This is a genomic window from Micromonospora saelicesensis, from assembly GCF_900091575.1.
Taxonomy (GTDB): domain Bacteria; phylum Actinomycetota; class Actinomycetes; order Mycobacteriales; family Micromonosporaceae; genus Micromonospora; species Micromonospora saelicesensis.
In genome coordinates this window covers 56,960-81,812 of the sequence record NZ_FMCR01000007.1, presented here as the reverse complement: position 1 = coordinate 81,812, position 24,853 = coordinate 56,960, and the positions used below count along the sequence as shown (strand labels likewise).

Sequence of the window (24,853 nt, the reverse complement as noted above, 5' to 3'; positions counted from 1 at the left end):
CGGCGGCCACGTCGGTCAGGCTCAGCCCATGTGCACGGTGTTGCCGGTCGGGATGTCCTCCTTGCGGACCTTCACCAGGACCAGGGTGGCCAGTCCGGCGAGCACGATCAGCGCCGCGCCCCAGGCGAAGGCCACCCGGTAGCCGTGCACCAGCGCCTCGACCTGGTTGACCGGGTTCGGCGCCCGGCCGACCAGATAGGCGGCGACCGCGCTGGTGTAGAAGGTGTTCAGCAGCGCGGTGCCGAGCGAGCCACCGATCTGCTGGGTGGCGTTGAGCGTCGCGCTGGCCGCGCCGGCGTCGTGCTCCGGCACCCCGACCAGGGCGAGGCTGGACAGCGGGACGAAGGTGAAGCCCAGCCCCAGGCCCAGGACGACCTGCGCGGGCAGCAGGTGGGTGAGGAACGAGGTGTCCACGTCGATCTGGGTCAGCACCAGCATGCCCAGGGCGGCGAGCGCCGAACCGGCGACCATCAGCGGCTTGGCACCCAGCCGGGGCATCAGCTGGCTGGCGCCACCCGCGGCGATCAGCACACCGGCGGTGACCGGCAGGGACGCGAGACCGGCTTCGAGGGGCTTGTACTGCAGCACCACCTGGAAGTAGAAGGTCAGGAACAGGAACGCCCCGAACAGGCCGGCGCCGATCAGCGTCGAGGTGAGGAACGCCCCGCCCCGGTTGCGGTCCAGCAGGATCCGCAGCGGCAGCAGCGGGTGGCTGGAGCGCAGCTCGATCACCACGAAGACGGCGAGCAGCACCACGCCCGCGGCGATGAAACCGAGCGTCGCGGTGGCGTCCCAGCCGTCCTCGGCGGCCTTGGTGAAGCCGTAGACCAGGGAGACCAGGCCGGCGGTCACCACGATCGCACCGGGCACGTCGTAGCGGGTGTTGCCGTGGGCCCGGCTCTCCGGCACCAGCGGCAGCGCGAAGGCGATGGCGATGGCGGCGACCGGGATGTTGACCAGCAGGCACCAGCGCCAGTCGGCGTACTCGGTGAGCACCCCGCCGAGCAGCAGGCCGACCGCCGACCCACCGCCGGCGATCGCGCCGTACACCGCGAAGGCCTTGGCCCGCTCGGTGGCCTCGGTGAACAGGACGGTGAGCAGCGCCAGTGCGGCCGGGGCGAGCAGCGCGCCGAAGGCGCCCTGCAACGCGCGGGCGGCGAAGAGCATCTCACCGGTGGTGGCCAGACCACCCAGGGCGGAGGCGAGCGCGAAACCGGTCATGCCGACCAGGAAGGTGCGCTTGCGTCCCCAGTAGTCGGCGATGCGACCGCCGAGCAGCAGCAGACCACCGAAGGCCAGCGTGTAGGCGGTGATCACCCACTGCCGGTTCGCGTCGGTGATCCCCAGGTCGGCCTGGGCCTGCGGCAGTGCGATGTTCACGATCGTGGCGTCCAGGACGACCATCAGCTGTGAGACCGCGATGACCGCCAGCGCGATCCAGCGCCGCGGGTGCGGTGCGCCTGTCGACGTCCCGGCGTTGGGCGCGCCGGGCGCGGTCGAGGTGGTTCCGGGCATGGTGAAGCCTTCCGTGTTGCGAATATCGGTGAATCAGGCCGGCGACGGACGGTCGTGCTGATAGCGGAGTACCGGGATCAGCACCTCGTCGACGACCTGGGTGAGGAACGCGTCATCGGCGGGTAGGCCGTGCGCGACGATGCGGGACATGGTGAGCGCGGGCGCCAGATCGTGGAACAGCTCCCGCTCGCCGGCCTCCGGCGGGATCTCCCTGCGGGCGGCGGCCCGGACCAGGATGGCGGTGCTGGCCACCCGCCCGGCCGGCAGCACCTGGTGACGCACCAGCCGTTCCAGCTCGGGGTTGGTCCGCATGGCGAAGGTCAACGCCTGCATGAGGTCGCAGTCGGCCGTGCAGATCGCGGCCGTGGCCCGCAGCAACTCGATCAGGTCGCCACGGAGGGAGCCGGTGTCGGGCGGGTTGTGCACACCCACCTGCCGGTCGCGCAGGGCGGCGACGACCAGCTCGGCCTTGCCGTCCCAGCGTCGGTAGATGGTGGCCTTGCTGACGTGGGCGCGGGCGGCGACGGCGTCGATGGTCATCCGGTCGAAGCCGACCTCGCGCAGGGTGTCGATGACGACGGTGAACAGGTCGCTGTCGGTGCAGCGCGGAGCCCGGGCTGCCGGCACCCCGGCACCCGCGCCCACCTGCTGACCACCCAGCATCCCGACCCCCTGCGAAACGATGTCGTACTGACCCTAGTTCGCGGTTGGCTGATAGTGCAGGCTTTCGTGAGTTGCCTCGCACCCAGCCGACAAAACGATTGCGTTTCCACCGGGAGTCCGGCGGGTGAACGGGCTCAGCCGCCGGGGGCGAGGACCACCGGCACGGCCATGGTGTTGATCCGCGCGCCGTTCTCGGCGGACACCTCGTACACCTCGACAGTGCCCTTCTGTTCGCGGACCGTGCGCCAGCCGACCAGGACCCGGTAGCCACCCCGGCAGCCGCTGCCGCAACTGGCGGTGCCGAAACCGGTGGCCACCTCCCGGCCGGCGGCGTCCAGCACCCGGACGCTCACCGTGGCCTCGAACACGGTGGCAGTGCCGGTGACGACGAGCGGGGCGGAGACGCGCTCGCCGGGGATCGGGCCGGTGACCACGATCGGTGGCAGCAGGTCGGCGTAGTCCCCCCGGTCGACCGGGGCCGCGCCGTCGAGGCGGACCTGACGCACGCTGGGGAACTGGGTGAGCGTCCACACCACCTGCGCCTCGCGCAGCCGCCGGGTGGCCGGGTCGCCGGCGGACGGCACCCCCAGCGTCGCCACGCCGTCGGCGATGCGGGTGACCTCGACGCCGGCCGGAAGCAGGGTGATCATCCCGGTGGCGGCCTCGGCCGGGCTCGGCCCGGCGGCCAGTTCGGTCAGCGCCAGCCGGGACGTCGCGACAGTGGCCGGCCGGGTGCGCCGGGTCGGCACGAGCAGCCCGGCGCGGACGTACCACAGCTCGATGGTCACCGGGTCCGCCCGGCGCGTGCCGGTGGACGCCGCCGTCGACGGAGCCGGCGCCCGGCTCATGGGTGGTGGCGTCGGCTCCGCGACCCGGGTCGGGGTGGGTTCCGGGCGGTCGGTGGGTGCGACGCTCGGCGGCGGCGCGGTGGGCGCCGGGCCGAGGTCACCGGAGCGGGGAGTGCCGCAGCCGCTGAGCAGGAGCGCCGTGACCAGCGCCGATGCGCCAAGTCCGACCGCGCCGCAGCCGGTCATCCCACACCGCCCGGCGTGCCGGCGGTACGCCCAACCGGACCCGGCTGGGCGCGGTCGTCCGGGTGCGGCACGTCACCGTGCGGGCCGGCGGGACCGACAGCGGGCAACTCCAGCTGGAACCGGGTGCCCTCGCCCGGTTCGCTGCGCACGCTCAGCACGCCGCCGAGCAGCTCGGCGTGCTCCCGGGCGATGGCCAGCCCGAGCCCACTGCCCGGCGCGGAGCGGGACGGATCGACCTGGTGGAACCGGTCGAACACGCGGGGCAGGTGCTCGGCCGGGATGCCCGGCCCCTCGTCGGTGACCTCGAAGACGACCAGGGGACCCGCGCCCGCCACGCTGGCCGTGATCTCGCCACCGCCGTGCTCGACCGCGTTGGCGACCAGGTTGGCCAGCACGCGCTCCAGCCGACGCCTGTCGGTGCGCGCCACGACCGGATCACCGGTGACCCGCACCCGCGGCGACCAGCCGCGCGCCGCGACGATGCCGTGCAGCAGCGCCAACGCGTCGACCGGCCCGACGGCCAACTGCTCCCGCCCGGCGTCCAGCCGGGAGATCTCCATCAGATCCTCGACCAACCGGCGCAGCCGGACCACGTCGCCGACCAGCAGCCGGGCCGCCGGCCGGGCGTCGTCGGGCAACTGGTCGAGGTGCTCGCGCAGCAGCGACGCCGCGGCCACCAACGCGGTCACCGGGGTACGAAGCTCGTGCGCGACGTCGGCGGTGAACCGCCGCTCGCGGGCCTGCGCGGCCGACAGCGCCGCGATCTTCGACTCCAGTGCCTCGGCCATCTCGTTGAAGGTCGCCGCCCAGACGCTGAACTCGTCGCGCCCGCGTACCGGCAGGCGGGTGGCGAGCAGGCCCTCGGTGAGTGCCCGGGCGGCCCGGCTGGCCCGGCCCACCGGCTCCAACGTGCGGCGGGCCAACGCGTGACCCACCGCGGCGGCGAGCAGCACCACGAGCACCCAGCCGGCCACCAGCGCGGTGCGTAGCTGCCCCAGGTCGGTGGCGACGTCGTCCTCCACGGTGAGGACGTACAGCTCGGCGGTCGAGCCGGGAATGCGCCCGCCGATCACCAGCAGCCGAGGACGCTCCCTCGGTGCGGAGCGCTGATAGCCGAGCCGCCCGTCCGCGACGACGGCCCGCAACCGGGTGCCCAGCACCGGGGCGTACGCGGGGTGGGAGGCGCGGGTCGGGCCGTCGACGAGCAGCACGTGCCGACCGCTGGCCTCGAAGCTGGTGAGCAGTTCGGTGCTGCGCTGCTCGGTCAGCGGCAGGAACTGCCCAGCGAGAACGAGTTGGTAGCGGGCGTCGGCGGCGGCCTCGTGCAGGGACGCGTCCAACCAGGACTGCCGCAGCAGCAGCCCGGTCCCGCCGGCGAGCAGCCCGGCCGAGACGCCGGCGACCAGGACGAACGCGATCGTCAGCCGGCGCCGCAGGCGGCCGGGGAACACCGCGCGTCCGGCCATCGCCGACCCCCCGTCAGCCCGTCGACAGTTTGTAGCCGGCGCCGCGTACGGTCCGGATCAGCCGTGGCTGCGCCGGGTCGTCCTCGACCTTCGCGCGTAACCGCTGCACCGCCACGTCGACCAGTCGGGAGTCGCCGAGGAAGTCGTGGTTCCAGACCAGGTCCAGCAGCAGCTCCCGGGTGAAGACCTGACCGGGCCGGCGGGCCAGCTCCAGCAGTAGGCGGAACTCGGTGGCGGTGAGCGCCACCTCTTGGCCGTTCCGGCGGACCACGAAGCCGCCCGGGTCGATCTCCAGGTCGCCGACCTCGATGACGGTCGAGGGGGTTGGCACGCTCACCCGGCGCAGCACCGAGCGAACCCGGGCCACCAGCTCGGGCAGGTCGAAGGGCTTGCGCAGATAGTCGTCCGCGCCGCACTCCAGCCCGACCACCACGTCGATGGTGTCGGTGCGCGCGGTCAGCATCAGGATCGGCACCTGGCTGGTCCGCCGGATCTCCCGGCAGACCTCCAGCCCGTCCAGACCCGGCAGCATGATGTCGAGCACGATGAGGTCGACCGGGTGGGCGCGGAACGCGGCCAGGGCCTGCCGCCCGTCGACTGCGGTGTCGACCCGGAAACCGGCGCGGCGCAGACCGAGGGCGGTGACCTCCCGGATCGAGAAGTCGTCCTCGACCACCAACACGCGGCCCTCCATCACCCGAGGGTAGACCCGGCGCCACAGTGCGTAGTCCTGGCAAAACGGTCGACATCGGCGGCCGGCTGGCCCCCTCCCGGCACTGTCCGACCGCTACGGTCAGGTGCTTCGGACCCCTGAACCAGCTCACACGAAAGGGCACGACGTGAAACGTCATGGCTGCGTGATCCGACTCCGCCCCGAGCAGCGGGAGACCTACCTGCGGTTGCACGCCGCCGTCTGGCCGAGCGTGGAGAAGACGCTGCGCGAGGCGAACTTCCGCAACTACACCATCTTCCTCCACGACGATCTGCTCTTCGGCTACTACGAGTACGTGGGCGACGACTACGAGGCCGACCTGGGGCTGATCGCGGCGGACCCGCAGACGCAGGAGTGGTGGAAGCTGACCGACCCGTGTCAGGAGTCGATCGCCGAGCCCGGATCGGGGGACTGGTGGGCTCCGATGCGGGAGGTCTGGCACCTCACCGACGAGGCGGTCGGGCAGGCACCCGACCTGACCCGGCAGGGCTCCGGCAGCTAGCTGAGACGGATGGTCGGGGCCGGCCGGTCCCGGCCATCCGTGTCGACCGGCGCCAGGCAATCCCGAGGACGTTCGTACGCCCCAGCGGGGGGTGACAACTCAGCTTCCGCATTGAAGACTAGCTTCATTCCGTCATGTCAATTCGTCAATTTATTGCGGAGGAAGCGTGCTCACGAGAAGGAACCTGCTGGTCGCCGCCGGTGCGGCGGTGGTCGGCGCCGTACCGCTGGCTGGCCCGGCCACGGCCGCGTTGCCGCAGCTGGACATGGAGGCGCTGATCAAGGCGGCGCAGATCGACCCGCGTCGGCCGGACACCGCCCTGACCGAGGGGGCCAAGGACAGCGTCCTGCTGGTGGAGCGCGCACTTCAGGCGAGAGGGCTGCTCTCGTCGGCGTACGTCGACGGGCATTTCGGCACCAGCACTATCGCCGCGTACGCCGCGTACCAGCGGTCGCTGGGCTACACCGGTCTCGACGCGACAGGTCTGCCCGGTCCGTCGTCGCTGCGGTCGCTCGGCGAGGGCCGTTACGCAGTGGTCAGGGCGATCTCGCCCGGCAGCGTGGTGACAGTGCGCGGTGTGCAGGTGAACACCCGCACCAGGTCGATGCTGTTCGAGGCCGAACGCCTGCTCGGCCGCCAGCTCGGCATCACGCAGGGCTCGTACAGCAGTGGTGTGGGCGCTTCCGCCGGCACGCACGACGGCGGCGGCGCGCTCGACCTCTCGGTCAGCGGTCTCTCCTCGGCGGTCCGGACGGACGTGTTGCGTCGACTGCGCACCGTGGGCTTTGCCGCGTGGCTGCGGACCCCGGCCCAGGGGGACTGGGGCTACCACATCCACGCCATCGCGCTCTCCGACACCGATCAGTCGACCGGTGCGCAGAACCAGGCCGGCGACTATTACCTCGGTCGTAACGGCCTGGCCAACCGGGGCGTCGATGACGGACCGGCGGTCAGCCCGAAGCGGACCTGGGAGGAATATCAGCGCACGCTCTGAGGCCTGGTGATGCCAACGCCGAGCCCGAGGACACGGGCTGGTGGAACGACGGCAGGGCCGACGGATGCCGCGGTGACCGCCTACGTGACCTACTGACGACCCACCCAGCGGCACCGCACGCCGAGCGGCGTGCGGTGCCGCGGCCGGTCGAGCTGCGAGAATCGGTGGTCGGGCTCGTCCGCTATGTCCCGAGACTCCGAAGTCAGAATTCGTCGACAAAAATTCTGGGCGTGCTGTCGATTGGGATCGGTTCAGTTCGTAGCCCTGGTGAGAGCCCGGCATCGCAACGGGCCGCACACCCACTGGAGGGCACGATGACCGCCACTGCGAACACGACCCGCGCCACCACGTCGAACGTCGGTGCGCTGATCCGGACCGGTGTCGCCGCCACGGTCGCGGCGAGCATCGCCACCATGGCCGTCGCCGCCGTCGGACACCTGGCCGGGATCAGCCTCGAGCTGGGCGGCGCCCCGATCCCTGTGACGGGGTTCGGCGTGCTGACCGCCGTCTTCTCGCTGATCGGTGTGATCATCGCCGCCTCGCTGGCGCGTTTCGCCAGGCGCCCCCGGCTCACGTTCGTCCGCACGACAGTGGTCCTGACGGTCCTGTCCCTGGTGCCGGACGTGATCGCCGACGCCGGGGCGGCCACCAAGGCGCTGCTGATGCTCACCCACCTCGTCGCGGCCGCGATCGTGATCCCCGCCGTCGCGCGCCGCCTGGCCGCCTGACCTGTTCCCGTCCCACCGAGCTACCGGAGGATCGTCATGAAGCAGTACCTGCTGTCCGTGCACTTCGTCGAGGGCGCACCGACGCCGTCCGACGAGGAGACGCAGACCATGTTCAGGGAGACCGGCCGGATCAACGACGACATGCAGGCCGCGGGCGCCTGGGTCTTCGGCGGGGGACTCACCTCGCCGGACAGCGCCACCGTCGTCCGGGTCGAGAACGGCACCACCGCCATGAGCGACGGGCCGTTCGCCGAGACGAAGGAGCACATCGCCGGGTTCTGGGTCATCAGGTGCGCGGACCTGGACGCGGCGCTGGCCTGGGCCGAGAGGTGTGCGGCGGCCTGCGGCCCGATCGAGGTGCGCCCCTTCGACGACCTGTCCCAGGCCTGACCGGCAGCCGGTCTCCCGACATGGACCTGGCGAGCATCTACCGCGCGGAGTACGGCCGCTGCGTCGCCACCCTGGCCCGCCTCCTCGGTGACATCAACCTCGCCGAGGAGGCCGTCCAGGACGCCTTCACCACGGCGCTGCAGAAGTGGCAGACCCTGCCGCCGAACCCGGGGGCCTGGATCGTGACCACGGCACGCAACCGTGCCGTCGACCGTCTTCGCCGAGAGTCGACCCGCGAGGCCCGGCACGCCCAGGCCCTGCTGCTGTATCACCAGGATGAGCCCTCGGAGGTGGGACCGGTGCGGGACGACCAGCTGCGACTCATCTTCACCTGCTGTCACCCGGCGCTGGCTCCGGAGGCGAGGACGGCTCTCACCCTGCGCCTGCTGGGCGGCCTCGAAGTACCGGAGATCGCCCGTGCCTACCTGGTCCAGGAGGCGACCGTCGCCCAGCGGATCGTGCGCGCCAAGAAGAAGATCCGCGACGCCGCCATCCCGTACCGGGTGCCGGCCGAACATGAGCTGCCGGACCGGCTGCCGCCCGTCCTCGCGGTGCTCTACCTGATGTTCAACGAGGGCTACGCGTCCACCGCCGGTCCGTTGATCAGAACGGACCTGTGCGCCGAGGCGATCCGGCTGGCCCGCGAACTCGCCGCGTTGATGCCCGACGAGCCCGAGGTCCTGGGCCTGCTCGCCCTGCTGCTGCTGACCGAGGCGCGCCGCCCGGCCCGGCTCGGCCCGACCGGCGACCTGGTGCTGCTGGCCGACCAGGACCGGTCACTGTGGAACCGACCGCTCATCGCAGAGGGCCATGACCTGGTCCGCAGATGCCTGCGCCGCAACCGGCCCGGCCCGTACCAGATCCAGGCCGCGATCAGCGCGGTGCACACCGACGGCGCCGCCACCGACTGGCCGCAGGTCCTGGCGCTGTACGACCAGCTCCTCGCTCTCGCGCCAACCCCGGTCGTGGCGCTCAACCGTGCGGTCGCCGTCGCCGAGGTGCACGGACCGGCGGTGGCCCTCGCCGCGTTGGAGGGCATCGACCTCCCGGGCTATCACCGGCTGCCCGCCACCCGGGCCGAACTGCTCGCCCGGCTCGGACGCAACGACGAGGCACGAGCCGCCTACGACCAGGCCGCGGCACTGGCCACCAACGAGACCGAGCGGGCCTACCTGCAGACCCGTCGTACCGAGCTCACCCGTGAACGGAGAACATCATGACCGCTACCTACACCATCGACGTCTTTTCCAGCCTCGACGGCTTCGGAACCACCAGCGGCAACTGGGGCGGCTACTGGGGAAAGCAGGGCCCCGAACTGCTCGCGCACCGCCTGTCCGTGTACAGCGCGGAGCAGCGCATGCTCTTCGGGGCCAACACGTACCGGGTTTTCGCGCAGATGCTGGCCGCGAGCACCGAGGAGTCCGATGTCCGCGACGCCTGGGTGACGCAGATGAGGAACCTCCCGGCGACCGTGGTGTCGAACACGCTGGAAGGCCCCCTCGACTGGCCGGACGCGACCGTCGTGCGCGGTGACGCGGTCGACGTCGTCGCCCGGCTCAAGGAGGAGTCCGCCGTGCCCCTGCGATCGCACGGCAGCCTGTCGTTGAACCGGGCGCTGATGGCCGCCGGGCTGGTCGATTTCGTCCAGGTGACGCTCTTCCCGGTGATCACCGGACAGACCGGCACCGAGCCGATCTTTCAGGGAGCGGCCGACTTCGACCTGGAGTTGATCGAAAGCCGGACCCTCGACGGTCGTACCCAGGAGCTCGTCTATCGGCCCACCCTGCACGCCTGAGTCACTGTTCGTCAGCGACCTGGATGATCGTCTTGCCCGGTGCGCGCTGGTGACGGGCGAACGCCGAGGCCGTTTCGTGCAGCGGCCGGACGCCGCCGACGATGGGTTTGAGCCGTCCGCTCCGCAGACGATGGGCAAGGTCGATCAGCCGGGCGCGATCAGGCTCGACGACGAAGAAGACGGCTCGCCCGTCCTTCGGCGCAACGGTGGGCGGCGCGGCGATGGTGACGACGGTGCCGCCCGGGCGTACCAGGTCGGTCGATCGCTGGAGGATGTCGCCGCCGATGACGTCGAGCACCACGTCCACCTCACCGACCTGGTGCAGGTCGTCGGCGGCCAGGTCGACGAAGGTCTGCGCGCCGAGAGCGAGCGCGACGTCACGGTCGTCGGCTCGGCCGGTGCCGATCACGTGGGCGCCCACCTCCCGGGCGAGTTGAACGGCGATCGAGCCGACGCCGCCTGCGGCACCGTGAATCAGGACGGTCTGGCCCGGCGCGAGGTGGGCGTGGTCGAACAGTGCCTGCCATGCGGTCAGTCCGGAGATGGGCAGCGCCGCGGCCACGGCGTGGTCGATGTCGGCCGCGAGCGGAGCGAGATTGCGAGCCTCCACCGCGGTGTACTCGGCCAGGGATCCGTTGCGCGCCCAGTCGGTCAGCCCGAACACCCGCTGGCCCACGGTGAGCCCGGTGGTTCCGTAACCGAGTTCGACCACGACTCCGGACAGCTCGTGCCCGGGGATGGTGGGTGTCCGGTCGTGGCCGGCGCGATCGGTCCACGTCGCCGGCCAGTCGAGTTCGCCGGGGGTGAAACCAGCGGCGTGGACGCGCACGATGACGTCGTTCTCCGCGGCATGGGGGTACGGCATGTCGGTCAGGGTGAGCCCGCCGACACCCGCGTCACGGTCGCTTACGGTGATCGCTCGCATGGGCGTCCAATCAACTCGGCCAGGGCGAACCGACGATGCGTTCGACAGTCGTCACGCGCTGGAAGCCGGGAATGAAGTGTTCGAGGATGTCGGAGTTCACGGTGCCGTTCGTGGTCTCCGGGCGGTTCTTCAGCCCGTCGACGTGGGCGCGCAGGAACTCGTTCTTGAAGTCCCCTCGCGGGTGGGCGGCGAGGATGTCGCCCAGTTGATCGTGTTCCAGCCCGTCCAGACCGAGGCCGAGCACGTCGGTCAGGACGCCGAGGTACGTGGTGGCGATCTCCGGGCCCATCCGGTCGGGGATGCCCGGCGAGGTGTGCAGCGCGATCGCCGTCCACACGGTCTCGGCGGCGGCAGTGGAGAAGCCCCGGCCGAGAAGGAACGCGCGCGCGTGGTCGGCGCCGTCGATCTCGAAGCGCTGCTCGACGTCGGAGAACGGGGTCAGGAGGCCGGTGTCGTGAAACATGGCCGCCAGGTAGAGCAGCTCCGGGTCCGGTTTCACGCCAAGTCTGTGAGCGTGAATCAGACCGAAGAGGAAAACCCGCCGGGAGTGGTGGTAAATGACCGGTCTGGTCGTTTCCTGGATGTGCCTGGTCGCTGCGGCTACCGCCCCCGTCTCAGGAATCTCCAACCCCCCGATGACCTCTGACATGTCCTCCGACCTTTCCGGCAGTGTGCGGACGTGCTGACGTCCTCCATGCTGCCCACCGATCGTCGTACGCCGCCGCCCTTGTCCGGCCAGGAATCCCTCATATCCGGACACGGTTCATGGTCGGTAACGGCGTGCTACCAATGAGCACATGCACACCGGTCCGCATCGCGTCGCGGTCTTCGTCTACGACGGGGTGACGTTGTTGGATGTCGCCGGTCCGGCCGAGGTGTTCAAGGAGGCGAACCGCTTCGGCGCCGACTACCGGATCGTGCTGTTGTCGCCGACCGGGGCGGATGTCACGTCAAGTCTCGGGGTTCGGATGGCGGTTGACGGTGCCGTTTCTGCCGAGCCCACCTTCGACACGCTCCTGGTGGCCGGGTCCGACCACTATCCGCGCACCCAGGTGCCCGCGGACCTGGCCGACGCCGTACGCCTACCGGTGGCGGTCGCGGGAAGGGTCGCCTCGATCTGCACCGGGGCGTTCGTGCTCGCCGCCGCTGGCGTCCTCGACGGGAAGCGTGCGACCACGCACTGGCAGGTCGCGCACGAGCTCGCCGCCCGGTATCCAGCGTGCCGCGTCGAGCCGGACGCAATCTACGTTCGCGACGGCACCACGTACACCTCGGCAGGGGTGACGGCCGGTATCGACCTGGCGCTCGCGCTGGTCGAGGAGGACCACGGGCCCGACCTGGCGCGCGACGTCGCACGCGCCCTGGTGGTGTACATGCAGCGTGCGGGCGGCCAGTCCCAGTTCTCCGCGCCTCTGCAGGGACCGCCGCCCCGCTCGGCGGCGCTGCGGACGATCACCGACGTGGTGACGGCGAACCCCCGTGGGGAGCACTCGCTCACCGAACTCGCCAGACACCTCAACGTGAGCACCCGGCAGCTCACCCGGCTCTTCCACGACGAGTTGTCCACCACGCCGGCCCGCTACGTGGAGAACATCCGCTTCGACATGGCGAGGGCGCTGCTCGATCAGGGCCACACCGCGACGCAGGCCGCGACCCTAGCCGGTTTCCCCAGCTACGAGAGCATGCGACGGGTCTTCGCCCGGAAGCTGTCGATCAGCCCGGCCGCCTACCAACGCCGGTTCGCCACGGCGCGCCGCGCCCAGCCGGGTTAGCCTCGCCTGGCCGTCCGCCTCACCTCGGCGGACGGCCAAGCGGACCGGCCGGTTCCGATCACCACTGGTGGGCAACGTCGAGCACCACCCGGCTGTGGGTGCCGGGACCGGCGAGCACGAGCACCCGGAACGGCAACCGCGCCCGTACGCCGACGGCGAAGGTGCTGTAGCCCTCGAAGCTGCCGCCGAACACCACGTCGCGCAGCGTCGGGTAGCGCAGCAGGTTCCCCACGTGCTCGCCGACCGCGTAGGGCACGGTGCCCAGGTGGTCATCGTCGTACGCCGGGGCCCGCAGCGAGACCCGCAGCAGCGCCCTGCCGGCGGTGTACGGCGACAACGGCAGCCCTTCGCCCTCGGTCCACGTCTCGCCGTAGCCGATCGCGTAACCGTCGACCGGGCCGTTGAACTCGAACACCACCCGGTCGTAGCAGTCGTGCCGGCCGGTCCGTACGTCGATCAGCGGGGCGCCGCTCAGTGCGCCGGCCGCCTTCTCCGCACTACCCCAGGTGATCCCGCAGTACGGCGCTCCGGTAGTGGTGCCCGCGGCGGTGCTGCTGCCGGCGCTGGCGACCAGCCCGGCGAGGACGACCGTCAACGCGGTCAGTGCGCTCCTGATCCTCATGGTGATTTCTCCGTTCGGTACCGGGGTCACGTCGCGGCGGCTCTGCCGGTGACCCTCTGCCGCCACCGTCGTCCTGCCCCGGCACGGGCGCTTCGCCGCGGCGTAACCGCTGGGTAACAGCGTCCACGTCGCCGGTATGACGCTTCCGCTATGCCGAACATCGACCGCCGTCACATTAATATCTACGTGCATCGATGAACTGGTGGCCGACGGCCGCCGGACGACCGCAGGGGAGTACCCGATGTTCCGAGGACAACTGAGACGCGCGGCGCTGGCCATGCTGGTGGCGATCCTGGCGGCGGCCGGGATGCAGCTCGCCACCGGTACGCCGGCCGCCGCCGTCCGGACCGTCTACTACGACGCGAGCCGGACCGGCGAGTTCCGTACCAACTTCGACCAGGCGGCGCAGATCTGGAACAGCCGGGTCAGCAACGTCCGACTCCTGGCCGGCACCCCGGCCAGCATCACCATCTACGTAGACGACGGCTGGCCCCGCGCGCAGCCGACCGGTCTCGGCTCGGGCCGGATCTGGATGGGCCGCACGGCCGTCAACCAGGGCTACGACCGCACCCGCATCGCCACCCACGAAGTCGGCCACATCCTGGGCCTGCCGGACCGACGCACCGGGCTCTGCTCCGACCTGATGTCCGGCAGCAGCGCACCGGTCTCCTGCCGCAACGCGAACCCCAGCGCGGCCGAGGCGAGCCGGGTGAACTCGCTGTTCGCCGGCACCCTGGCCGCACCGGCCAGCACGACGTACACCTGGAACGGCGCCTCGGACATCAGCCCGCTGGTGGTCGGCGGCCGACCGGCCACGGAGAACTACCCCTTCATGGTGTACGTCTCCGGCTGCACCGGCACGCTGATCAAGGGCAACTGGGCGGTCACCGCCAAGCACTGTTCGACGCCGTCCTCGGTGCGGGTGGGCAGCATCAACCGTTCCAGCGGCGGGACCGTGGTGCGGGTGACCCGGGCGGTGAACCACCCGAGCGTCGACGTCAAGCTGCTGCAACTGGCCAGCTCGGTCACGTACGCGCCGGCCCCGATCCCGAGCACCTCGGGCGCGGTCGGCACCGCCACCCGGATCATCGGCTGGGGCCAGACCTGCGCCCCGCGGGGCTGCGGTTCGGCCCCGGCCGTGGCCAACGAACTCGACACGTCCATCGTGGCCGACAGCCGGTGCTCCGGCATCAACGGCCCGTACGAGATCTGCACCAACAACACCAACGGCAACTCCGGCGCCTGCTACGGCGACTCGGGTGGCCCGCAGGTGCGCCGGGTCAGCGGAGTGTGGAACCTGATCGGCGCCACGAGTCGGGCCGGCAACAACAACTCCACCTGCGCCACCGGCCCGTCCATCTACGTCGACCTGCCGTCGATCCGATCGTGGATCTCCACTCAGGTGGGTGGCCTGCCGGTCTGACCATCAGCGACACCGGGGCGGGGGCGAGCGTCAGACGCGTCCCCGCCCCGGTGTGCCGGTGTCACCCACGCGATCCCACGATGCGATACGGTGCGTGGCATATCGGCACATCGGAGGTGGCGTCATGCCTACCGTCGTCGTTCTCGCGCTGACCCTTGCCCTCGCACCCGCGCCGTCCCCGTCGGCCACCTCCAACCCGCTCGGTGACATAGTCGGCGGCGTCGGCCGGATCGTCGACGACCTGCTCGGTGGCGACACGCCCAGTGCCGCTCCGACGCCGAGCGACACCCCCACCGGGGCGACCACGCCGAGTCGGCCACCGGTCGCCGGTCGGCCCAGTCCGGCGGAACCCATCGTGATCCCCGAGCCCGCCCGGTCGGCGGGCGGTGGTGTCCCCGCACCCGCAGCACCCGATCGCCGCACCGCCGGGGAGGGCACCGGCACCCACGAGGTCGCCGTGCCGCCGCGCGACGGCCACACCCCCGCACCGATCGCCCCGCCGGCGCTCGCCAACCCCACCCGCAATGCCTGGCCACCCGCGTCGTACCTGCTGGTCGTGGTGGTCCTCGGGGTGCTGGCGCTGTTGCTCCTGCGCCGCCGGGCCCCGGTTCCTGCCGCCGCCGCGCCCCGGCCGGACCCCGGACCCGTACCGGATTCGGGCCCGGAGCCGGATCCCGGCCCGGTGCCGGACAACGTCAGCCGATTGCCGACCAGCCTCAACGCCATCTACGAGATGGGCCGGCAGGACGAGCGACTCGAACAGGAGCGCCGCCGGCAAACCTGAGGGCACGCCGTCCTCACGATGCCGAGTAGGCGCCCTCACGCCGGGGGATCGCGTCGTCGTACGCCCCGACCGGCCCGCTGTAGCGGGCCTTGCCCTTCGGGTACGGCCAGGCGTTCGCGGTGCAGCCGTGCAGGCCCAGCGTCTGCTGCTGCATCACCGGCGCCGGCCGGCCCCGCCCGGGGCACCGCTCGTGGCCGTACCCGAGTTTGTGCCCCACCTCGTGGTTGACCATGTACTGCCGGTAGGTCTCCACTGTCGCGCCGTAGCCCGGCACCCCCTTGACCCAGCGCGCCACGTTGAGCACCACCCGGCCACCGTTGCGGCAGGAGGTGTAGGCGTCCGGCACGTCCTGGCAGAGGGTGTCGCGGGTGCCGGGGGTCGCCAGGTAGATGGTGAAGTCGGTCGGTTCGCCGGCACCGACCCGGCGCAACCGCCACGCCCCGCCCGCCGTCCACCCGCGTGGGTCGTTCAACGTCGTGGTGATCGCCGTGGCGATGTCCTTCGCCGGCAGGCCCCGGATGTCGCGCTCCACGGCGACCCGGTAGCGCAGCAACCGGCCGGCCGTCGCGCGTTCGGGGGTCGTCTCGCCGGGCGCCACCGACCAGCGGTTACCGCCGGTGGCGGGGTAGCTGACCGGGATGACGGGCGCGGAACTGGGTCGGACCTCGGCGGCCCCGGTCGGCCGACCGACAGGTGTCGCCGGTCCGTTGGGCAGCGGCCCGGCGGCGACCGGGTCGGTGGCGGGTTGCCCGGCGGCGGGCAGGCCGCACCCGGTGAGCAGCGCCACCACCAGCAGCGACGCCATCGAGGCGGGACCCCAGCGGCGGGTAGCCTTCGTCGACATGTCTCTCCCCTCGCGCGTCGCTCGGCGGCGGCGCGGAGGAGAAGACGGGTGACCGTGGCGAAAAGTTGATGTGACACAGGGCTCAACCTTTTGCCGACCTCGCCCGTCTCTAGCTCTGTGGCACGGGGAGGGTTCGCGGTGGCGCGGGGTGACGCGGATTTCGTCGAGTTCGCGCGGGCGGCGTCCGCGCGACTGGTGCACGCCGCGTTCCTGATGACCGGTGACCACCACCAGGCCGAGGACGCCGCGCAGACCGCACTGGTGCGCACCTACGCGTCGTGGTCGCGGATCCACGACGACGACGCCTACGGGTACGCCCGCCGCACGCTGGTCAACCATCTCGTCGACGGGTGGCGGCGGCCGATGCGGGAGTACCCGACCGACGAGGTGCCGGAGCAGCGGCGTGGCGACGTGGCCGACGACGTGACCACCCGGCGCTGGTTGATCACCATCCTCGGTGCGCTCAGCCCCCGGGAGCGCGCCATCGTCGTCCTGCGCTACTACTTCGACCTGCCGGAGGCGCAGGTGGCCCGGGAACTCTCCGTATCCGTCGGCACGGTCAAGAGCACCAGCTCACGAGCGCTGGAGAAGTTGCGCAGCGCCACGCCCCGCACGGCCGATGAGGAGGCGCGTCGATGAGCGAACTGGACCGGCTCCGCCATGCCATGCGGGCGACCGAACGCCCCGACGCCGTGCTCGACCTGGCCACCGTGATGCGCGAGGGACGTCGGCTGCGTACCCGTCGGCGGGTCGCCGGAGCCGGGGCGGCGACGCTCGCGACCGGCCTGGCCGCCGTGGTCGTGGTGGTGGCGGTCGGCGCGTCCGGGCCCGGCGCTCCGGTGCCGACCGAGCACCCACCGCCGGTCGCCGTCGCTCCACCGTCGGTCGGTGTCTCGCCGTGGGCGGAGAAGTCGCTGGGCTCCACGCCGCCGCCGACGGTGGGCCGCGACGAGCCGCCACCTAAGCCGCTGGGGCAGATCGTGGACAGCGGGCTGCGGCACGGCGCCGAGCGTCGGGTCTACTACTTCGTCCCGGTGTCAGTGCCCGGCGAACCCAAGGTGTCCATCGGACTGGCCGCCGGTCGCCAGGCTCCGGACGGCTCGTTGAGCACCGACATCCTGGTCAACGACGTGGAGGGCAGCGACCGCAGCGCCGGATTCCACCAGATCGGCTACGACGAGCGCTTCGCCGCGCCGGTGCCCACCTTCGGTTACTTCGTCGGCCCCGCCAAGCGGATCATCGGCACCGTCGACGGTCGGCAGGTCGACGCCCGAGTGGCGCCATGGAGTGGCGACAAGCAGGTGCTGATCTTCTGGTTCGACCCGGCGCGGCTCACTCCGGGGGAGCGGCTGGACGGCATCATCGCCCGCGACGCCAGCGGTCGCCGACTCTGACGCACCGTCGGCGCTCAGGCCAGTCGACGCTCGATGGTCACCGTCGTCCCCTCGGCGGTGGAGACCAGCCGTACGTCGCCGTAGGCGTTCATCAGCAGCGCGCCGCGCCCCCGGTCCATCGCCGGCCGGCGGTCCCGCCAGGTGCCGAAATCCCGTACCGAGATCCGGACCAGGCCGCCACCCACCTGGACGCGCACCCGCACCTCCGGGCGGCTGGGCCGCTGCGCGTGCTCGACGGCGTTGTTCATGGCCTCGGAGGCGGCGAGCAGGAGATCTTCCAGCACGTCCGGGTCGACGTCCAGCTCGCCCAGTGCGCCCCGGACGTCCCGACGCATCGCGGCGGCGGAGGTGGGCGCGGACGGGTAGGTCCATCCGACGTCCAGGAGGTCGCCCAGCCCGTCCGGGTCGGCCGGCCCCTCCACGACCACGGACGCGTCACGGACGGGTTCGACGACCGGGGTCGGCGGAACGGGGCCGACCGGGGCCGGGGGAGCCGCGGCAGCGACAGTCGTCGGGTCGCCGCCGATCACCGCGGCGGGGGTACGGTCGCGGGCGCGGCGGATGCTGGCCCGGATCCGGGCGATCAACTCGGCCGCGGCGAACGGTTTGACCAGGTAGTCGTCGGCGCCCAGGCTCAGGCCCTCCACGCTGGCCTCTCCGCCGGCGCGGGCGGAGAGCACCAGCACCGGCAGCGTCCGGGTCGTCGGGTCGGCGCGTAGTCGGCGTACCAGGTCGAAGCCGTCCAGCACCGGCATCATCACGTCGGTCAGGACAAGGTCGGGCAGATCACGGCGGATCTCGTCGAGGGCCTGCCGGCCGTCGGTGACCGCCCGTACCCGCCAGCCCTGGCCGGTGAGCAGCCGGGTGAGGTACGCCCGCATGTCGGCGTTGTCGTCGGCGAGCAGGATCCGGGCCCCGGCCAGCTCGTCGGTGGCCGGCCCGGACGCCGGCTCGGGCTCGGTCAGCGCGTCGTCCGGTTCGGTGAGCCAGCCCATCGCCTCCTCGACGGCGGCGCGTGCCGCGTCACCCCGCGCGTCCACCACCGGCCCGGTGACCGCGGTGCGGTGCGCCGCCGACCAGGGCAGCGTCACGGTGAACCTGCTGCCGACGCCCACCTGGCTGGTCACGCGCACGTCGCCGCCCTCCAGCCGGGCCAACTCGTGCACCAGTGCCAGGCCGATGCCCGTGCCCTCGTGACTGCGCGAGCGGGCGCCCCGCACCCGGTGGAAGCGTTCGAAGAGCTTCGGCAGGTCCCGTTCCGCGATGCCGATGCCGGTGTCCGCGACGGTGAGGCGCACCTCCTCGTCGTCGGCGTCGAGGGTGACCCGGATGCGGCCGATGAACGTGTACTTCAGCGCGTTGGAGAGCAGGTTCGTGACGATGCGTTCCCAGTTGACCGGGTCGACCGCGACCGGCCGGGGCAGCGGTGGGCAGCTCACCTCGAGAGTCAGCCCGGCCCGCTCGACGGCGGCCCGGAACACCCCGGCGAGCTCGGCGGTCAGCGCGGCCAGATCCACCACCCGGGCGTCGCTGCGCGCCCGCCCGGCCTCCAGGCTGGAGAAGGTGAGCAGGCTGTTGACCAGCGTCAACAGCCGGGTGGCGTTACGCCAGCCGGTCTCCACCCGCTCCCGCTGCACCGCCGCCAACGGCGCGGTGGCGTCGGTGAGGGCGTCGGTCAGCGGGCCGAGGATCAGGGTCAACGGGGTACGGAACTCGTGGCTGACGTTGGCGAAGAAATCGGTCTTGACCCGGTCCAGTTCCGCCATCGCCTCGATCCGGCGCCGCTCCTCCTCGTACTCCTGAGCGTTGCGCAGCGCCACGGAGATCTGCTGGGCGAGCAGTTGGTGGAAGGAGCGGTACCCCTCGTCCAGCCCTCGGCTGGGGCTGACCCCGGCGAGCAGGACGCCGAGCGGCTGATCCTCGTCGGCGGAGGGCAGCGGCAGCGCCAGCGCGGTGCGGACCGGGTCGTTCCACGGGCCGGCGGGCAGCGGCAGCCGGTCGGCGACGTCGATCACCTGGGTCGCCCGGCCCTCGGCGGCGTCCACCAGCCCCCAGGCGTACGCGGGCGGGCCCGGGTCGGTCAGCTCGACGGCGTCCGGCAGGGCCCGAGCGTGCCCCTGGTCGCCGCCGGTGCAGGCGACCCGGCGCAGCGCCGTGCCGTCGCGCAGGTAGATGGCGGCGAACGGCACGTCCAGGGGGTGGCCGTCGATCACGTCGATCAGCCGAGCGCCGGTGGCGTCCACGTCGACGGTTCGCCCGTCGCCGAGCACGGACAGGTCGCGCAGGAGACGGAGCCGGCGTTCGCCGACCACCTGCTGGGTGACCTCGCTGCACACGGTCAGTACGCCGACGGTGCGGCCGTCGTCGTCACGGGCCGGGGCGTGCGAGACGCTGAAGTACGCCTCCTCGCGGTAGCCGGCCCGCTCCAGCAGCAGTTGCAGCGCGGGGACCCAGCTGGCCACCCCGGTCGCCATGGCCTCCTCGATCAGCGGGGCGAGCACGTGCCAGCCCTCGGCCAGCGTCACCCGTACGTCGTCGCCGAGTGCGGCGGGGTGCTTGTCGCCGATCAGCGCCGAGTACGCGTCGTTGTAGAGCTGGGAGTAGCTCTCGCCCCAGAGCAGCAGCATGGGATAGCGGGAGGAGAGCACCATCCGGACGGCGGCGCGCAGGCTCTGCGGCCATTCGCCGACCGGGCCGAGCGGGGTGTCGGCCCAGTCCAGCTGTGCCATCAACCGCCCGGTGTCGCCGCCGCCGACGAACAGGTCAGTGCTGGGTCGTGTCACGCTCGATCCGACCCCATCGCAAGCCCCCGTTCCGGGCCCGACGACCCCTGCCGCGTTACCTACCCATCCTGACACCTCTACTCACCTGTGCCGACGCCGGTACCCACTGTCGAACCGGCGGCGGTTCGGGACGAACGACCGATGCTCATTAAATAGATATCTGTCAGTGTCTCGGGTATCTCTCTCCAACCCCGAGGAGCCCCCATGAGAGGCAGAACGCTGAGCGCGGGAATCGCGCTCGCCGTGTTCGCCGGGATGACGGTGCCGCTGGCCGCCCAACCGGCGACCGCGTCACCTCCGACCGCCACGACGGTGACCCGGCCGATCGCCGCGTCCGCCGCCGCGTTGGCCGCGCCGGACATCTCCATCACCAACGTCCAGGCGCACCTGACCCAGTTCAACGCCATCGCCACCAGCAACGGTGGCAACCGACGGGCCGGCTCCGCCGGCTACACCGCCTCGCTCAACTACGTCAAGACCAGGCTCCAGTCGGCCGGATACACCGTCAGCGAGCAGTACTGCTCCAGCTGCCGGTACCCCTCGAACAACCTCATCGCCGAGTGGCCCGGCGGCCCGGCCGACCAGGTGGTCATGTTCGGCGCGCACCTGGACGGCGTCTCGGCCGGCCCGGGCATCAACGACAACGCCACCGGCTCGTCGACCCTGCTGGAGAACGCCCTCGTCCTGGCGGCGCAGAACCCGACCATGACCAAACGGGTGCGGTTCGCCTGGTGGACCGACGAGGAGCAGGGGCTCAACGGCTCCCGGTTCTACGTCAACTCGCTCAGCGCCACCCAGCGCGGCTACATCAAGGGTTACTACAACTTCGACATGGTCGGCTCGACCAACGGCGGCTACTTCATCAACCGGGTCACCTCGACCACCGCGGCGCCGCTGAAGGCGTACTGGGACTCGTTGGGCCTGCAACCGGAGGAGAACGTCGAGGGCCAGGGCCGCTCCGACGACTACTACTTCCAGCAGGCCGGGATCCCCACCTCGGGTTACGCCGCCGGCGCCAGCGCCCGCAAGACCAGCGCCCAGGCCGCCAAGTGGGGCGGCACCGCCAACTCCGCGTACGACCCGTGCTACCACCGGTCCTGCGACACCACCGCCAACGTCAGCGCCACAGTGCTGAACCGGGCGGCCGACGGTGTCGCGTACGCGCTGTGGCAGCTCGCCGTGGGCGGCGGCACCCCGACCTGCACCGGCGGCCAGGTGGTCGGAAACGGTGGCTTCGAGAGCGGCACCACGCCGTGGACCGCGTCCTCCGGCGTGATCACCAACGCCAGCGGCCAGCCGGCCCGGACCGGGTCGTACAAGGCGTGGCTCAACGGGTTCGGCACCACCCGCACCGAGAGCCTGTCGCAGTCGGTGACCCTGCCGGCCGGCTGCTCCACGTACACGCTGTCGTTCTGGCTGCACATCGACACCGCCGAGACCACCAGCTCCACGGCGTACGACCGACTCACCGTGCAGGCGGGTTCGACCACGCTGGCGACGTACTCGAATCTCAACGCCGCCACCGGTTACGTGCAGCGCAGCCTCAACGCGGCCGCGTTCGCCGGGCAGACGGTGACGCTGCGGTTCACCGGCACCGAGGACTCGTCGTTGCAGACCACCTTCGTGATCGACGACGTGACGTTGCTGGCGAGCTGACCGCGTACCCGAGAAAGGGCCGCCACCGGTTTCTCCGGTGGCGGCCCGTCGCGTCGTGGGTCAGGGGAGCTGTGGGTAGAGGGCGGCGACGCCGCCGGCCAGCCCGGCCTGCACCTGGCGGCTGAGGTCGTCGGCGAGGATCTCGTACGCGTCGGCCTCGATGCCGTCCACGCCGATGCGGGCGATCGACGCCGGGTCGGACTTCGGGCCGGTGACGTCGGCTGCCATGTCGGTGTCCAGGTAGCCGACGTGCAGGCCGGCGATCCGGACGCCCCGGTCGGCGAGCTGCACGCGCAGCACGTTGGTCATCGCCCACTCGGCGGACTTGGCGACGCTGTAGGCCGGGTGGATCGGGGAGCCGAACCAGGACAGCACGGAGAGCACGTTGAGGACCGTTCCACCGCCGTTGCCGGCGATGACCGGCGCGAACGCCCGGATCGTCGACAGGGTGCCGATGTAGTGGGTCTCCAGCTCCAGCCGGATGAGGTCGAGGTCGCCGTCGAGCAGGTCGGTCCGGGTGTCGATGCCCGCGTTGTTGATCAGCAGGTTCACGCCGCCGGCCAGCTCGGCGGCGGCGGCCACCGAGGCGGGGTCGGTGATGTCGAGGCGGACCGGCGTCACGCCGGGTAGGTCGACGCTGTCGGGGTTGCGGGCGCCGGCGTAGACGGTGGCGCCCCGGGCGAGGAGTTCGGCGGCCAGGTGCCGGCCGAGGCCACGGTTGGCCCCGGTGACGAGGGCGGTGCTTCCAGCGATCTTCATGGCGGTCACGCTATCCGACCTGACTTCTGTGCAGCAAAGTCAGGTATGTCACGGGGGCGATTGGCCGGATCGGGAATACGACCCGGACGCGCCCACACCCCGACCGGTGACGACTCGTATCCTTTCCGCGAACCTCCGCACGAGCCGAGATGGGAGACGGTGTGAGCAACCAGGCCGAAACGTTGGAATTCCAGGCCGAGGCGCGTCAGCTCCTCCAGTTGGTGGTCCACTCGATCTATTCGAACAAGGACGTCTTCCTGCGGGAACTCATCTCGAACGCGTCCGACGCACTGGACAAGCTCCGGCTGGCCACCCTTATCGACAAGGACCTCGTCGCCGACACCGACGACCTGCACGTCGCCCTGGAGATCGACCGCGACGCCCGCACCCTCACCGTGCGCGACAACGGCATCGGGATGACCCGCGACGAGGTCGTCCAGCTGATCGGCACGATCGCCAAGTCGGGCACCGCCGAGCTGCTGCGCCAACTGCGCGAGTCCGCCGACGCCCACGCCAAGCAGGACCTCATCGGCCAGTTCGGCGTCGGCTTCTACGCCGCGTTCATGGTCGCCGACCGGGTCACCCTGCTGACCCGCAAGGCCGGCGAGACCGGCGGCACCCGCTGGGAGTCCACCGGCGAGGGCACCTACTCGATCGAGGCGGTCGACGAGGCGCCGCAGGGCACCACTGTGACGCTGCACCTCAAGCCAGCCGACACCGAGGACAACCTGCACGACTACACCGCCGAGTGGACCGTCCGCGAGATCGTCAAGCGCTACTCGGACTTCATCGCCTGGCCGATCCGGATGAGCGTCGAACGCCCCGGCGCCGACGGGGAGGCCGCCACCCGCGAGGTGCAGACCCTCAACTCGATGAAGGCACTCTGGGCGCGGCCCCGCGACGAGGTCGACGCCGCCGAGTACAACGAGTTCTACAAGCACGTCAGCCACGACTGGGCCGACCCGCTCGAGGTCGTGCACATGAAGGGCGAGGGCACCTTCGAGTACGAGGCGCTGCTCTTCCTGCCCAGCCACGCCCCACTGGACCTGTTCTCCCCGCAGGGCCGCCGTGGCGTCCAGCTCTACGTCAAGCGCGTCTTCATCATGGACGACTGCGAGGCGCTGGTCCCGCCCTACCTGCGCTTCGTCAAGGGCGTGGTCGACGCGCACGACCTGTCGCTGAACATCTCCCGGGAGATCCTCCAGCAGGACCGGCAGATCCAGATCGTCCGCCGACGCCTGGTCAAGAAGGTCCTCGCCACGGTCAAGGACCTCAAGGCCAACCACGCCGAGCGCTACCGCACCTTCTGGACCGAGTTCGGCGCGGTGGTCAAGGAAGGGCTGATCGACGACACCGACAACCGGGACACCCTGCTGGACATCCTGTCGGTGGCCTCCACCAACGACCCGGCCGAGCCCACCGACCTGGCCGGCTACGTGTCGCGGATGAAGGACGGCCAGAGCGACATCTGGTACGCCACCGGCGAGTCCCGAGCCGCCATCGAGAACTCTCCGCACCTGGAGGCGTTCCGGGCCAAGGGGCACGAGGTGCTGCTCCTCACCGACCAGGTCGACGAGGTGTGGGTCGAGCGGGTCGGCACGTACGACGGTCGGCCGCTGCGCTCGATCGCCAAGGGCGAGATCGACCTGGACACCGACGAGGAGAAGCAGCAGGCCGAGGCCGAGCGCGAGCAGCAGCGACAGGAGTTCGCCGGGCTGCTCGACTGGCTGGGGACCACCCTCACCGACAGCGTCCGGGAGGTCCGCCTGTCGTCGCGGCTGACCACCTCACCGGCCTGCGTCGTCGGCGACGCCCACGACCTCACTCCGACCCTGGAGAAGATGTACCGGGCGATGGGGCACGAGATCCCCACGACCAAGCGGATCCTGGAGATCAACCCCGGTCACCCGCTGGTGTCCGGCCTGCGCAAGGCCCACGAGCAGGGCAGCGACACCGCCGCCCTGACCGAGACCGCCGAGCTGCTGTACGGCCTGGCGGTGCTCGCCGAGGGCGGTGAGCTGCCCGACCCGGCCCGCTTCACCCGGACGCTTGCCGACCGGCTGGCCCGCACCCTGTAACTGGCGTACCCCCG

The 24,853-nt window shown here is 71.4% G+C and carries 24 protein-coding genes and 1 pseudogene; 14 read left to right on the top strand and 11 right to left on the bottom strand.

Features of this window, described 5'->3' with window-relative positions:
• Positions 1–21: 21 nt before the first annotated feature.
• The 5 genes from GA0070561_RS26830 to GA0070561_RS26810 form a co-directional block, all read right to left on the bottom strand.
• A complete protein-coding gene (locus GA0070561_RS26830; protein WP_091406675.1) occupies positions 22–1,515 on the bottom strand; it encodes an MFS transporter in 1,494 nt (497 codons plus the stop codon).
• 33 nt (positions 1,516–1,548) lie between these two features.
• Positions 1,549–2,178 (bottom strand): TetR/AcrR family transcriptional regulator, encoded by a 630-nt coding sequence (locus tag GA0070561_RS26825; protein WP_091406673.1) that lies wholly within the window; start codon positions 2,176–2,178, stop codon positions 1,549–1,551.
• 134 nt (positions 2,179–2,312) lie between these two features.
• On the bottom strand, positions 2,313–3,212 hold the full coding sequence (locus GA0070561_RS26820) for a Gmad2 immunoglobulin-like domain-containing protein (protein WP_091406672.1): 900 nt from the start codon (positions 3,210–3,212) through the stop codon (positions 2,313–2,315).
• Complete coding sequence (locus tag GA0070561_RS26815; RefSeq protein ID WP_091406670.1) at positions 3,209–4,678, bottom strand: sensor histidine kinase; 1,470 nt, start codon at positions 4,676–4,678, stop codon at positions 3,209–3,211. The genes GA0070561_RS26820 and GA0070561_RS26815 overlap by 4 nt, the downstream gene beginning before the upstream one ends.
• 13 nt (positions 4,679–4,691) lie before the next feature.
• Entirely contained in the window at positions 4,692–5,372 is a 681-nt protein-coding gene (locus tag GA0070561_RS26810) for a response regulator transcription factor (protein WP_091406668.1), read from the bottom strand.
• Between the two features lie 145 nt (positions 5,373–5,517).
• Here GA0070561_RS26810 and GA0070561_RS26805 point away from each other — a divergent pair, with 145 nt between their 5' ends.
• From GA0070561_RS26805 to GA0070561_RS26780, 6 genes are all read left to right on the top strand, one after another.
• Positions 5,518–5,892, top strand: a complete 375-nt coding sequence (locus GA0070561_RS26805) for an L-rhamnose mutarotase (RefSeq protein WP_091406667.1) — start codon at positions 5,518–5,520, stop codon at positions 5,890–5,892.
• A gap of 166 nt (positions 5,893–6,058) precedes the next feature.
• The gene (locus tag GA0070561_RS26800) at positions 6,059–6,886 is read left to right on the top strand and encodes a peptidoglycan-binding domain-containing protein (protein WP_208603863.1); all 828 of its coding nucleotides are present in this window, start codon (positions 6,059–6,061) and stop codon (positions 6,884–6,886) included.
• 314 nt (positions 6,887–7,200) lie between these two features.
• Positions 7,201–7,614, top strand: coding sequence for a DUF6069 family protein (locus GA0070561_RS26795; protein ID WP_091406666.1), 414 nt, complete (start codon positions 7,201–7,203; stop codon positions 7,612–7,614).
• Positions 7,615–7,650: 36 nt separating this feature from the next.
• Positions 7,651–8,004 (top strand): YciI family protein, encoded by a 354-nt coding sequence (locus tag GA0070561_RS26790; protein ID WP_091406665.1) that lies wholly within the window; start codon positions 7,651–7,653, stop codon positions 8,002–8,004.
• Between the two features lie 20 nt (positions 8,005–8,024).
• Complete coding sequence (locus GA0070561_RS26785) at positions 8,025–9,224, top strand: RNA polymerase sigma factor (RefSeq protein WP_091406664.1); 1,200 nt, start codon at positions 8,025–8,027, stop codon at positions 9,222–9,224.
• Positions 9,221–9,799 carry a dihydrofolate reductase family protein gene (locus GA0070561_RS26780; protein ID WP_091406663.1) on the top strand — a complete coding sequence of 193 codons (579 nt, stop codon included), beginning with the start codon at positions 9,221–9,223 and terminating at the stop codon, positions 9,797–9,799. The genes GA0070561_RS26785 and GA0070561_RS26780 overlap by 4 nt, the downstream gene beginning before the upstream one ends.
• 1 nt (position 9,800) lies before the next feature.
• On the opposite strand, the gene GA0070561_RS26775 is transcribed toward GA0070561_RS26780, so the two are convergent.
• Together GA0070561_RS26775 and GA0070561_RS26770 are read right to left on the bottom strand one after the other, a co-directional pair.
• A complete protein-coding gene (locus GA0070561_RS26775; protein ID WP_244166449.1) occupies positions 9,801–10,664 on the bottom strand; it encodes an NADP-dependent oxidoreductase in 864 nt (287 codons plus the stop codon).
• Between the two features lie 70 nt (positions 10,665–10,734).
• Positions 10,735–11,373 carry an HD domain-containing protein gene (locus GA0070561_RS26770; RefSeq protein ID WP_091406661.1) on the bottom strand — a complete coding sequence of 213 codons (639 nt, stop codon included), beginning with the start codon at positions 11,371–11,373 and terminating at the stop codon, positions 10,735–10,737.
• 148 nt (positions 11,374–11,521) lie between these two features.
• On the opposite strand from GA0070561_RS26770, the gene GA0070561_RS26765 reads away from it, so the two are divergent.
• Entirely contained in the window at positions 11,522–12,496 is a 975-nt protein-coding gene (locus tag GA0070561_RS26765; RefSeq protein ID WP_091406660.1) for a GlxA family transcriptional regulator, read from the top strand.
• A gap of 58 nt (positions 12,497–12,554) precedes the next feature.
• On the opposite strand, the gene GA0070561_RS26760 is transcribed toward GA0070561_RS26765, so the two are convergent.
• Positions 12,555–13,118 carry an AMIN-like domain-containing (lipo)protein gene (locus GA0070561_RS26760; protein ID WP_091406659.1) on the bottom strand — a complete coding sequence of 188 codons (564 nt, stop codon included), beginning with the start codon at positions 13,116–13,118 and terminating at the stop codon, positions 12,555–12,557.
• Between the two features lie 136 nt (positions 13,119–13,254).
• On the opposite strand from GA0070561_RS26760, the pseudogene GA0070561_RS34800 reads away from it, so the two are divergent.
• From GA0070561_RS34800 to GA0070561_RS26750, 3 genes and pseudogenes are all read left to right on the top strand, one after another.
• Positions 13,255–13,833: pseudogene (locus tag GA0070561_RS34800) on the top strand (snapalysin family zinc-dependent metalloprotease); the annotation flags it as partial.
• A 3-nt stretch (positions 13,834–13,836) separates the two neighbouring features.
• A complete protein-coding gene (locus tag GA0070561_RS34795; protein ID WP_425798352.1) occupies positions 13,837–14,541 on the top strand; it encodes a S1 family peptidase in 705 nt (234 codons plus the stop codon).
• 124 nt (positions 14,542–14,665) lie between these two features.
• A complete protein-coding gene (locus tag GA0070561_RS26750) occupies positions 14,666–15,325 on the top strand; it encodes a hypothetical protein (RefSeq protein WP_091406658.1) in 660 nt (219 codons plus the stop codon).
• 13 nt (positions 15,326–15,338) lie between these two features.
• Here GA0070561_RS26750 and GA0070561_RS26745 read toward each other — a convergent pair whose 3' ends face one another.
• Complete coding sequence (locus GA0070561_RS26745; RefSeq protein ID WP_091406657.1) at positions 15,339–16,169, bottom strand: DUF3152 domain-containing protein; 831 nt, start codon at positions 16,167–16,169, stop codon at positions 15,339–15,341.
• Between the two features lie 138 nt (positions 16,170–16,307).
• Between GA0070561_RS26745 and GA0070561_RS26740 the strand changes: the two genes are divergently transcribed.
• The gene (locus tag GA0070561_RS26740; protein WP_091407318.1) at positions 16,308–16,808 is read left to right on the top strand and encodes a SigE family RNA polymerase sigma factor; all 501 of its coding nucleotides are present in this window, start codon (positions 16,308–16,310) and stop codon (positions 16,806–16,808) included.
• Positions 16,805–17,563 (top strand): hypothetical protein, encoded by a 759-nt coding sequence (locus GA0070561_RS26735; protein ID WP_091406655.1) that lies wholly within the window; start codon positions 16,805–16,807, stop codon positions 17,561–17,563. The genes GA0070561_RS26740 and GA0070561_RS26735 overlap by 4 nt, the downstream gene beginning before the upstream one ends.
• Before the next feature lie 14 nt (positions 17,564–17,577).
• On the opposite strand, the gene GA0070561_RS26730 is transcribed toward GA0070561_RS26735, so the two are convergent.
• Complete coding sequence (locus GA0070561_RS26730) at positions 17,578–20,346, bottom strand: ATP-binding protein (RefSeq protein ID WP_091406652.1); 2,769 nt, start codon at positions 20,344–20,346, stop codon at positions 17,578–17,580.
• A 204-nt stretch (positions 20,347–20,550) separates the two neighbouring features.
• Between GA0070561_RS26730 and GA0070561_RS26725 the strand changes: the two genes are divergently transcribed.
• Positions 20,551–22,002 carry a M28 family peptidase gene (locus GA0070561_RS26725; RefSeq protein WP_091406650.1) on the top strand — a complete coding sequence of 484 codons (1,452 nt, stop codon included), beginning with the start codon at positions 20,551–20,553 and terminating at the stop codon, positions 22,000–22,002.
• 60 nt (positions 22,003–22,062) lie between these two features.
• On the opposite strand, the gene GA0070561_RS26720 is transcribed toward GA0070561_RS26725, so the two are convergent.
• Positions 22,063–22,761 carry an SDR family oxidoreductase gene (locus GA0070561_RS26720; protein WP_091407316.1) on the bottom strand — a complete coding sequence of 233 codons (699 nt, stop codon included), beginning with the start codon at positions 22,759–22,761 and terminating at the stop codon, positions 22,063–22,065.
• A 149-nt stretch (positions 22,762–22,910) separates the two neighbouring features.
• Here GA0070561_RS26720 and htpG point away from each other — a divergent pair, with 149 nt between their 5' ends.
• Complete coding sequence (gene htpG / locus GA0070561_RS26715) at positions 22,911–24,839, top strand: molecular chaperone HtpG (RefSeq protein ID WP_091406648.1); 1,929 nt, start codon at positions 22,911–22,913, stop codon at positions 24,837–24,839.
• Positions 24,840–24,853: the final 14 nt, after the last annotated feature.